Below are 10,482 nucleotides of genomic sequence, written 5' to 3'. Positions count from 1 at the left end.
ATAGTTTTACTAATGTTGTTTGCTTTTAGGTTTTTAAGGTATGAGATATTTGTTTTTCATTATAGCTCTATACTTTAAAAGGGAAATTTGTTAGCACTTTACAGAAAATATGTACCTTTGTTAGTGGATAAACTATGCAATATGTTTTAAGCATTAAGTATGCTTACTTTGTTTGTGCTATATCATAAAAATATAATAAAAGGCAATGAAAGCAAACTTTTTATATAAGGATCTCTCTATAAAAGAACACAATGGGCGACGTTATGTTTTAGATATACTTCGTCGTAAATATATAGCCTTAACACCAGAGGAATGGGTGCGACAAAGTTTTATACGTTTTGTCGTTGAAAAGAAAAATTATCCTCAAGCACTTTTAGCAAACGAAATTAGCCTCAACTTAGGTAATAAAAAGTTGAGAGCCGATAGTGTTTTATACGATAAAATGTTAAAGCCCCGCATGATAATAGAGTATAAAGCTCCTAAAATATCTATCACTCAAAGGGTTTTTGATCAGATTTTTAGTTATAATATCCTTCTTTCAGTGCCATATATTATAGTAACTAATGGAATAGAAATATATGTTTGCAAGCTTAATGAAAAGGAGAAAAGATATATGTTTTTAGATGATATACCATATTATGAAGAGTTGTAGAGAAATTATATTAAAACATTATTGGCACATTTATTGCAAAAGACTTATTTTAAAAACAATAAATATATAGATAATGGCTAAGAGAAAATGGATAGGTGCAGCACTTGGCTGGATACTTTCAGGTGGTAATATATTAGGAGCTTTGGCAGGTTACTGTATCGGTAGCCTGTTAGCAGATGCAGCAAAAGGGGCAGACGGCAAAGTTAATAATAGCGGTTATGACGGAGAATCGTCGGCAGAAAATTATAGAGAAACATCTTTTGAAGAGATGCGCAACTCTTTTCTCTTTTCCCTGCTTGTGCTATCTTCTTATGTCATTAAGGCAGATTCTAAGGTTATGCATTCTGAAATGGAATATGTTCGTAAGTTCCTTCGTTATAATTTTGGTGATGAAGCTGTTTTGCAAGGTGAGATTATTCTTAAACGTCTTTTTGAAAAAATGGATAATGAAGGTATGCTTGCTTTTAAGAATGTTATCCATAGAAGTTGCATGGAAATATCGTTTAACATGAGTGAAGAGCAGCGCCTTCAGCTTCTCGATTATCTTATAATGATAGCCAAAGCAGACGGAACGGTGTCTTTTCAGGAAGTAGAGGTATTAAAGGATATAGCCCTTCATCTTCATCTTAGCGTGCAAGATGTTGAATCTATGCTAAATATGGGGTATTCATACGAGGGAAAGCAAAAATATTCATCTTCGAAAGCGGATCTTAATGTATATTATAAGATATTAGGAATATCACCTTCGGCAACGGATAAAGAGGTAAAAGACGCTTACCGCAAAATGGCTCTTAGGCATCACCCAGACCGTGTGGCATCGCTTGGTGAGGATATAAGGAAAGCCGCAGAAGTTAAATTTCAAGAGATAAACGCAGCTAAAGAAGCTATATATAAAGCAAGAAATATATAGTATATGGGCGTCTTTTATGTTTAGGAAGGGGAAAAGATGTCTATACACTGGAAAACTTATGCTTCTTTGTAAGAAAAAGGTCTGCTTTCTTTATGGTAAAAATCATGTATAGAAAAGAAAAATAACCTATTTTTGGTTTAAAAATAGGTTAAAAATGAATCAAAAATAACTTATTTTTAATCTTTAAGTATGTTTCTCTTTTCTGAAAAATCTTATTTTTAAGAATGTAGAAGATGGCTTTTCTAATAGTCTTTTTTGTTAGTTAATTTGGTAACAGCTATACTGTCAATAGACTTTATATAGTTGTCGAAGTGTTTGTTAAGTAATGTTTCTTCGTTATCATTGATATGTAGGCTTGTGCTATTTTTGCGTTGGCGTGCCTTTGTTCCAAGTAGCGAGCGAATGATAAAGCCCATTGTAAGTTTGGAAGAGTCGTGGTTAAGCGTAAATACTTCTATATTGTTTTCATTAAGGGTTTTGGTTATTAGTTTTGCTTTTATAAGGTCGTTAATAGAGCGCATAATCTGTGTATAAGTATAGCTTGTTAGTTGTTGTAGCAATTGAGCGTCAGTAGGTCCTTCCGCGTTCATTTGTCTACGCCCCATAATGCTCATTATAACGCAGGCTTTGCGTAGCTTTTCTCGTGGGCTATCCTTACGCATCTCGCCGATATATCTTCCGTCTGTAAGCTCCTGATTAGCTCGTCCTAACTCAGCAAAGCCTATACAGATATACCATGAAAGCTGTAGCCATAACATAAGTAGGGGTAAGGCAGCTAAAGAGCCATAAATGAGATTATAACTTGCAAAAAACACTTGGCAATGTATGTAGATACTTTGTATAATAATAATGCTGAATGCAGCCATTAAAGCAGGAATAAATATCATAGATACACGCACTTTAGTGTTAGGTAAGAGCGTGTACATAGAGATGAAGAGAAGTGTTAGTATAGATAGAGGTAGCATAAAGCTGATAAGCTCTTGCAAGATAGGCGTGAGAAGTTGGAACTCTGGAAGATGTCCTATTACAGATTGAAAGAAAATGCTAAGCCCGGAAAGTAAGATTAATGTAAGAGGCAGGAATATCAGTATAGAGACATAATCGGTAATAGCCCTACCCATGCTACGTTCTTTCTTTACTCCCCAAATGCCATTAAAGACAGCTTCTATGTTGTTAAAGAGCGATATTACAGAATATAGCATCCATACTAAGCTAATGCCAAGGATAACACCAGTATGGGTATAGTTGATATACGATTTTGCTAAGTTTAATACTACTTTAGCAGTATTAGGCTGATTAGCAAAGAGCTGTCTACACCATTCTACGATATAGTCCTCAAATCCGAACCCACGTGCGATAGCTAAGATAGCAGCAAACATAGGTACAAGTGCCATCAGGGTGTTGTATGTTAATTGTGCAGCATATCCCCAATGGCGTTCTACGAAAAGTCCGTTAAACACAAGATATAGCCTTTGAGCTATATATATTAAAGGATTATCCTTAAAACGTACATAGGAATGTCTCCATATTTGGCGTTTAAAGAAGAAGATTAGCTTATTGATAGTTATAGCTTTTTTTGCCATTATATATTTGTATGTCTTGTGGTTATTTTACTGATTGATTAAAAGTTATATTGAAATCCGATGGAAGCATATTCCTTAAACTGCCAAAAGCCATGATTATTATCACGAGCCACACCGTCATCGAAGCGCGGATATATAAATAGCTGTGTAGAAATATATCTGTTGAATTTGAATGAAATGAGGTTTTCCCATTCTATTTCTGTACGTGAATAGGTGGTATATCCGTAAAGGCGAGTACGCCATAAAAGCATTTCGAGTATTTTCCAGTCTAACTGTATATTAAATTCAGAACCTATATCGTTAAGAACATGTTTGTTTGTCCCTATTCCTAAACGTGATGAGAGGTCTAAAAGTCTGGTATATTTCATGTTGTATGCCAAAGGCGCTATATGTATGTTTCCTTTTAAATGATGATTAGCCCAGTCTATGGAATAGTCCATACCGAGAGATAAATTTAAGTTGAATGGTGCAAGAAAGTCTGAATATACTTTAGGGTCGTTGGCTTTATATGAGTGTGCAAACTGCGTGTTGGCAATGATCTGCACAGAGTAATACCAACGCTTTGTAGCTTGTAATCCGAATTTTGATGTAAGACGTATAAGGTCGTTTGTAGTTTTTACTCTGTGTAAGGAGTCTGACCGTGTGCTTTGAATGCCGAAACGCATTTCAAGAAAATTATCCCACTTTATTTTTTGTTTGTTATTATAGTTGGCTTGCATACTTATAGCTCCCAAGGCAGAATAGTTGCTTTCACCTCCTTGAAACCAATTGTCGGTAACAATGTTCTGCATCATCTGTAAAGAATAATCGCCTTTGAAAGCCCAGAAATTAGGCTTCTTTATCATGACTTTTATGGGGGCTGCTATAGGCTCTGGAGTTTTCTCCTCTGCTTTTTTTACTATTTCAGCATCATGATGAATAGTAACCCTAAGATTGTCAATAGTGTTAATATCTTTTGTTAGCTTAGTAGAGGAGTTTTCTACGAGATAAGGGCGTTGTAAGTAAATATTAAGCAGTGTGTTGTCAAAGCTGGAGAGTGTGTTATTTGGTGCAAACGACTTATGTATAATGTCGTGGTAAAAAGTAGTAGGCATAAATAGCCTCACTTCTTTATATTTTATTTTATCTTTAGGCGATAAGCTAAAGTTTTTACTATATAATATTGTGTCCCTTTTTGCTTGTAGAGAGTCGATGTATTGTAGGTAAATGTCTTTAGTAGGGGTTTTTATAGGTGCAGTAGTAGTGGCTTGTGCGAAGCCATATAATAAGATTAAGAAAAGGAAAGTTATAGCTGTTAGAAAACGTTTCATGTTGACTTTGAAATATTTTGATTAAAATAAAAAGAATCTCTTGTTTGCAAAATTACAATTCTTTTTTAATCTATGCTATATAAAAGGCATGTAAAAAGATATAATTTATATAGGTAGTAATGACTGTTTAGAAGTTATTTTCTTGTGAAATAGCTTTATTTGTTTTGTTGTAATGTTTTCTTTTGTGAGAAAAATATAGATATGAAACGATTAATACACATATTTTTGTATCTTTGCACTTTAGTTTGGGGCAATTATGCCTTTATACTTATAAACTTAAAAAATATCTATCGTGGCTGAAACAAAGTATATTTTCGTAACAGGTGGTGTTGTTTCTTCTTTAGGGAAGGGAATTATATCTTCGTCAATAGGTAAGCTCCTACAGGCAAGAGGCTATAATATTACAATTCAAAAGTTTGATCCATATATCAATATCGATCCCGGAACATTAAATCCTTATGAGCATGGAGAGTGTTATGTAACCGTTGATGGTATGGAGACAGATCTTGACTTAGGGCACTATGAGAGATTTACCGATATTAAAACGACTAAGGCTAACTCGATGACAACGGGTAGAATCTATAAAAGTGTTATAGATAAGGAGCGTCGTGGCGATTATTTAGGTAAGACCATTCAGGTGGTACCTCATATCACAGATGAGATAAAGCGTAACATAAAGATGTTAGGCAAGAAGAAGCATTACGATTTTGTTATTACAGAGATAGGAGGTACTATTGGCGATATAGAGTCGGCACCTTTCTTAGAAGCTATTAGGCAGATGAAATGGGAGCTTGGTAAGAGAGCCATAAACCTACATTTAACATACGTACCTTATCTTAAAGCAGCAGGAGAGCTTAAAACAAAGCCTACACAGCATAGTGTAAAAGAGCTGCAAAGTGTAGGTATACAGCCTGATATACTTATTCTTCGCACCGAGTTACACCTTGACGAGTCTCTTAGAAAGAAGGTGGCAGCTTTTTGTAATGTCGATTTAGACTGTGTCGTTCAGAGCGAAGATTTGCCAAGTATATATGAAGTGCCTTTAAAGATGTTAGAGGAAGGGCTTGATGTGGCTATATTACGTAAGTGTGGTGAGCCTATAGGACCTACACCAGAGTTAGGTCCATGGAAAGCCTTTCTTGAGCGTAGGCGTAAGGCAAAGAAAGAAGTACATATAGGGTTGGTAGGCAAATACGATTTACAAGATGCTTATAAGAGCATTCGTGAAGGGCTTTTGCAAGCAGGTACTTATAATGATTATAAGACTGTGCTTACTTTTATCAATTCCGAAGAGCTTACCCAAGATAATGTAGCAGAGCATCTGAAGGGGCAAGATGGTATAGTGATATGTCCTGGTTTTGGGCAGCGAGGAGTTGAAGGAAAGATAGTTGCAGCTCATTATACCCGTACTCATGATATTCCTACTTTTGGTATATGTTTAGGTATGCAGATGATGGTTATAGAGTTTGCACGTAATGTTTTAGGTTATAAGGACGCTAACTCACGTGAGATGGACGAGAAGACCAAGCATAATGTAATAGACATTATGGAAGAGCAAAAGAACATAACCAGTATGGGAGGTACAATGCGTTTAGGGGCTTATGAATGTGTTTTGAAACAAGGTTCGCGTACATTTAATATATATAAGCAAGAATACATACAGGAACGTCATCGCCATCGTTACGAATTTAATAGCGATTATATAAAGGAATATGAGCGTAACGGCATGAACTGTGTAGGAAAAAATCCTGAGAGCGAATTAGTGGAAATAGTGGAAATACCAAGTTTGAAGTGGTATATAGGTACACAGTTTCACCCAGAATATCAGTCTACAGTGCTAAACCCGCACCCTCTTTTTGTAGATTTTGTAAAAACAGCAATTGAAAATAAGAAATAAGAATAATGGATAAAAACACTATTACAGGCTTTGTCCTAATGGCGTTAGTGCTTTTTGGCTTTGCTTGGTGGCAACAGCCTTCAAAAGAACAGATAGCACAACAGAGAAAACAATTTGTAGCCGACTCTATAGCTACTGCTAAAAAAGCACAAAAGGATAAAGAAGATAGCTTTAAGGCAGAGCAAGTAAAGCAAGCTGTAGCTTTAGACACAACAAAGCTTTTTTATGAAGCGTTGAAAGGAAAAAAGCAGGATATAGTCTTAAAAAATAACAATGTGGCTCTTACGTTAAGCAGCAAGGGAGGTGTTGTTACAAAGGCTATTATAAAAAACTATGTAGGGCATAATATAGCTGTTAAGGATGGATCAAAGGATTTGCCGTATGTAACCCTTTTTGATAGTAATGATCAGAGTCTTAACTTTGCTTTAGCAGCAAAGGCTAATAATATAGAGACAAAAGATCTTTATTTTACTCCTACTAATCAGACCGATTCTACTGTAACTTTTACAGCAAATGCAGCACAGGGAAAATCATTGACATTAACTTATAAGTTAGGTAAAGACTATCTGTTGCATCTTAGCGTTAAGGCGCAGGGCGTAGAAGGGTTATTTAGTCCTACTAATAATCAGATGGAGGTAGAGTGGCTTGATAAGGTGCGGCAGCAGGAGCGTGGCTTTTCTTTTGAAAATCGCTATGCAACGCTTACGTATAAGAAGAGCGAAGGAGGTACAAGTTACCTAAGTGAGGGGGCTGAAAAAGAAGAAACTACAGAGGAAACTACAGACTGGGTAGCTTTTAAAAATCAGTTCTTTTCGGCTGTTATGATTTCTAAAGACAACTTCTCTTCAGGTGCTAAGCTAAAGAGTGTGCCACAAGATAAATCTTCTGGCTATCTAAAGCAGTATGAAGCTAATATGAAAACAGCTTTCGATCCCAGTGGAAAGAAGCCTTCAGAGTTTGAGTTTTATTTTGGACCAAACGACTTTCGTAAGCTGCAAGCAGTAGAGGCAGAGAGCACTTTTGGTAAAAATCTTGAGATGCAACGTTTGGTTTACTTAGGCTGGCCACTGTTCCGTATCATTAATCGTTGGTTTACTATATACGTGTTCGATTTTCTGAGCAAGCTGTTCCCTATGGGTATAGTATTAATACTAATTACTTTGCTGCTTAAGGCCATTACTTATCCTATGGTAAAAAAGAGCTATATGAGCTCTGCAAAGATGCGCGTATTAAAGCCAAAACTCGATGAGGCTACTAAGCAGTATAATGGTAAAGAAGATCAGATGAAGAAGCAGCAGGCTATGATGCAGATGTATTCAGAGTATGGTGTTAGCCCGCTCTCGGGCTGTTTGCCAATGCTTATACAAGCACCTATATGGATAGCTATGTTCAACTTTGTTCCTAATGCTATACAGCTGCGTGGTGAAAGCTTCTTATGGATGAAGGACTTAAGCACGTATGACCCAATTGTAGAGTGGGGGCATAATGTTTGGTTGATAGGCGATCATATCTCGCTTACTTGTATTTTATTCTGTGCAGCTAACTTGCTTTATTCTTGGTTTACTATGCAGCAACAGAAAGACCAGATGGTAGGCTCGCAAGGCGATCAGATGAAGATGATGCAATATATGATGCTATTTATGCCACTGTTCTTCTTCTTTGTTTTTAATGATTACTCTTCAGGATTAAATTTCTATTATTTTGTTTCACTATTCTTCTCTGCAGCTATTATGTGGGCTCTTCGTAAGACTACAAATGAAGAAAAGCTGTTAGCTTATTTGGAAAACAGAAGGAAAGAGAACAAAAATAATCCTAAGAAGAAGATGGGCGGCTTAGCTGCTCGTATGCAAGCCTTGCAGGAGCTTCAGGCAAAAAAGCAGGAAGATATTAGGCGTAGGCAAGAGGAACTTAATAAAAGAAAAAAATATTAATATCTAATCTGATATTTTTCTATGTTATGAATAAAGGAATAATAATTGCTATGACTGCGGCTTTATTATCAGGAGGAAGTATGGCTAAAGCGCAAAATGTTAATATAGGAAGGAGCGAAATATCTCTTTCGAGTAATGTGATGACACCAGAAGTGTTATGGGCAATGGGCAGGATTACCTCTGCCCAGTCGTCGCCAAATGGTAGACAAGTGGTGTATCAGGTAGGTTATTATAGTGTGAAGGAAAATAAGGGGCATCAAGTTATCCGTGTAATGGATGCCGATGGAAAGAATGACCGCTTATTAACAAAGTTGTCAAGCAACGAGACTGACCCTATATGGATAGATAATAACACTATAGCTTATCTTTCTAAAGGGCAGTTGTGGGTGATGAGTGCTAATGGTGATAATAGGAAGCAGTTGTCCCATTCTTCTATTGATATAGAAGGTTTTAAGTTTTCACCTGACCGAAAGCATGTAGTTCTTCTAAAAAGCATACCCTATTATGGTACGATAAAAAAGAATCCTGCTGACCTTCCTAAAGCCTCTGGTATGGTAATAACAGATATGAACTATCGACACTGGGACCATTATGTGCAGACTAATACACACCCTTTCTTATCTGAAGTAAGTGATAAGGGAGTATCTGAGGGTATAGATATTATGGAAGGTGAGCCTTTTGAGAGCCCTTTAGCACCTTTTGGAGGCATAGAGCAGATAGCTTGGAGCAAGGACTCAAAGAAGATAGCTTATACTTCTCGCAAGCGTGAAGGTGTTAAGTATGCAATATCTACAGATGCGGATATATATTTATATGATATTGCTACTAAAAACACTGTAAATCTTTGCAAGCCAGTAGGGTATAAAGAGCCGGAGATAGATGCTACAAAGAGTATGCGCGCCCAAAAAGTAAACAGCCAAAGTGGCGATATGCAGGTGGGTTATGATGTTAATCCTCAGTTTTCGCCAGATGGTAGATATATTGCTTGGCAGAGCATGAAGAATAATGGTTATGAGAGCGATCGTAATCGTCTTTGCGTAATGGAGTTGGCTACAGGAAAGAAAGTTTATGTTACAGAGAAGTTCGATTCTAATGTAGATGGTTTTACATGGGCTGCTAATTCTAAAGACTTGTACTTTTATGGTTGCTGGCATGCATGTGTAAACCTTTATCAAACCAATTTGAAAGGTGAAGTTAAGCAGCTTACCACAGGTCAGCACGATTATACAAGTGTGGCTCTTTTAGGTGATGCTGGAAAGAAGCTTTTGGCAATAAGGCAGAGTATGTCTGCACCAGCAGATATATATGTAGTAACTCCTTCTAAAAAGGAAAAGGCAAGTGTGCAAACACAGATAAGTTTTGAAAACAAACATATCCTTGATCAGCTTGCAAAAGCTAATGTAACTGATCGTTGGGTTAAAACTTCTGACGGTAAGGATATGCAGGTATGGGTAATCACTCCTCCTAATTTTGATGCAAGTAAAAAGTATCCTACATTATTATATTGTGAGGGGGGACCGCAGAGCCCTGTATCTCAGTTTTGGAGCTATCGTTGGAATTTTCAGATGATGGCAGCAAATGGGTATGTTATAATTGCGCCTAACAGGCGTGGCTTGCCGGGATATGGCAGCAAATGGAATGAAGAGATTTCAGGCGATTGGACAGGTCAGTGTATGAGCGACTATTTATCTGCCATAGACGATGCCGCAGCACATTTGCCTTATGTGGATAAAGATCGTCTTGGAGCAGTAGGTGCTTCTTTTGGAGGCTTCTCCGTTTATTATTTAGCGGGTCATCATAATAAACGCTTTAAGTGTTTTATCTCGCATGATGGTGCTTTTAATCTTGAGAGTATGTATACCGATACAGAGGAAGTCTGGTTTAGCAATTGGGAGTATGATGATGCTTATTGGAATAAGGATCGTACAGAAGCTGCAAGAAGAACATACGAGAACAGTCCTCACTTAAGTGTGGATAAGTGGGATACACCTATACTTTGCATTCATGGAGAAAAGGATTATCGTATAAATGCTAATCAGGGTATGGGGGCTTTTAATGCTGCTCGCTTGCGTGGTATACCAGCCGAATTACTACTTTTCCCTGATGAAAATCATTGGGTGTTGAAGCCACAGAACGGCATATTATGGCAACGTACTTTTAAGAATTGGCTTGATAGATGGTTAAAGAAGTAAAAAGAGA

The 10,482-nt window shown here is 36.9% G+C and carries 7 protein-coding genes; 5 read left to right on the top strand and 2 right to left on the bottom strand.

Annotated features, from left to right (window positions below; all coding sequences use genetic code 11):
* Positions 1–205 precede the first annotated feature (205 nt).
* Together HMPREF9018_RS07590 and HMPREF9018_RS07585 are read left to right on the top strand one after the other, a co-directional pair.
* On the top strand, positions 206–652 hold the full coding sequence (locus tag HMPREF9018_RS07590) for a type I restriction enzyme HsdR N-terminal domain-containing protein (RefSeq protein WP_008450155.1): 447 nt from the start codon (positions 206–208) through the stop codon (positions 650–652).
* Between the two features lie 73 nt (positions 653–725).
* A complete protein-coding gene (locus HMPREF9018_RS07585; RefSeq protein ID WP_008450151.1) occupies positions 726–1,562 on the top strand; it encodes a DnaJ domain-containing protein in 837 nt (278 codons plus the stop codon).
* Between the two features lie 242 nt (positions 1,563–1,804).
* Here the strand turns inward: HMPREF9018_RS07585 and HMPREF9018_RS07580 are convergent, their stop codons facing one another.
* Positions 1,805–3,145: a YihY/virulence factor BrkB family protein gene (locus HMPREF9018_RS07580; protein WP_008450174.1), complete on the bottom strand. Its 1,341-nt coding sequence runs from the start codon at positions 3,143–3,145 to the stop codon at positions 1,805–1,807.
* A gap of 38 nt (positions 3,146–3,183) precedes the next feature.
* Positions 3,184–4,455, bottom strand: a complete 1,272-nt coding sequence (locus tag HMPREF9018_RS07575) for a DUF3078 domain-containing protein (RefSeq protein WP_008450149.1) — start codon at positions 4,453–4,455, stop codon at positions 3,184–3,186.
* Between the two features lie 292 nt (positions 4,456–4,747).
* Here HMPREF9018_RS07575 and HMPREF9018_RS07570 point away from each other — a divergent pair, with 292 nt between their 5' ends.
* From HMPREF9018_RS07570 to HMPREF9018_RS07560, 3 genes are read left to right on the top strand one after another with little or no spacing between them, the layout of a single operon-like run.
* Positions 4,748–6,352, top strand: a complete 1,605-nt coding sequence (locus HMPREF9018_RS07570) for a CTP synthase (protein ID WP_008450146.1) — start codon at positions 4,748–4,750, stop codon at positions 6,350–6,352.
* 5 nt (positions 6,353–6,357) lie between these two features.
* Entirely contained in the window at positions 6,358–8,283 is a 1,926-nt protein-coding gene (gene yidC / locus HMPREF9018_RS07565; RefSeq protein ID WP_008450141.1) for a membrane protein insertase YidC, read from the top strand.
* A 26-nt stretch (positions 8,284–8,309) separates the two neighbouring features.
* The gene (locus tag HMPREF9018_RS07560; protein ID WP_039864662.1) at positions 8,310–10,475 is read left to right on the top strand and encodes a dipeptidyl-peptidase Dpp5; all 2,166 of its coding nucleotides are present in this window, start codon (positions 8,310–8,312) and stop codon (positions 10,473–10,475) included.
* Positions 10,476–10,482: the final 7 nt, after the last annotated feature.

This window comes from Prevotella amnii CRIS 21A-A (assembly GCF_000177355.1).
GTDB classification, from domain to species: Bacteria; Bacteroidota; Bacteroidia; order Bacteroidales; family Bacteroidaceae; genus Prevotella; species Prevotella amnii.
This window is presented reverse-complemented; position numbering and strand designations above follow the sequence as displayed.

Coding starts and splice junctions, on each gene's coding strand:
- HMPREF9018_RS07575 (WP_008450149.1), bottom strand. CDS start 4,455: ATGAAACGTTTTCTAACAGCTATAACTTTCCTTTTCTTAATCTTATTA.
- HMPREF9018_RS07560 (WP_039864662.1), top strand. CDS start 8,310: ATGAATAAAGGAATAATAATTGCTATGACTGCGGCTTTATTATCAGGA.
- HMPREF9018_RS07590 (WP_008450155.1), top strand. CDS start 206: ATGAAAGCAAACTTTTTATATAAGGATCTCTCTATAAAAGAACACAAT.
- HMPREF9018_RS07580 (WP_008450174.1), bottom strand. CDS start 3,145: ATGGCAAAAAAAGCTATAACTATCAATAAGCTAATCTTCTTCTTTAAA.
- yidC (WP_008450141.1), top strand. CDS start 6,358: ATGGATAAAAACACTATTACAGGCTTTGTCCTAATGGCGTTAGTGCTT.
- HMPREF9018_RS07585 (WP_008450151.1), top strand. CDS start 726: ATGGCTAAGAGAAAATGGATAGGTGCAGCACTTGGCTGGATACTTTCA.